Below are 404 nucleotides of genomic sequence, written 5' to 3' on the forward strand. Positions count from 1 at the left end.
TCCTCGGGGTCGAATACATCGACTTCGCTCGGTTCGCGCGGCAGGAACAGGTTGAGCAGGATGGCGCTGAAGGCGCCGATGGTGATCGGCGAGCCGAAGATGTTCTTCAACACCTCGGGCATCGCGCTCAGCACTTCCGGCACGCCGGCGACACCCAGGCCGAGACCCAGGGAAATCGACACGATGAGCATGTTGCGGCGATGCAGGCCGGCTTCGGCGAGGATCTTGATGCCGGCGATGGCCACGGTGCCGAACATGATCAGTGTGGCGCCGCCGAGCACCGGCTTGGGCATCAGCTGCAGCACACCGCCGACGAAGGGGAACAGACCCAGCAGTACGAGGACCGCGGCGATGTAGTAGCCAACGTAGCGGCTGGCGACGCCGGTGAGCTGGATGACGCCGTT

Annotated in this window: 1 protein-coding gene; it reads right to left on the reverse strand. The window is 64.9% G+C overall.

Annotated elements, in window-relative coordinates; all coding sequences use genetic code 11:
• Positions 1-404 (reverse strand): solute carrier family 23 protein (locus LO50_RS22250; protein WP_044316399.1); only part of this gene is annotated, 404 nt, incomplete at both ends.

The organism is Stutzerimonas stutzeri, from assembly GCF_000935215.1.
Taxonomy (GTDB): Bacteria; Pseudomonadota; Gammaproteobacteria; order Pseudomonadales; family Pseudomonadaceae; genus Stutzerimonas.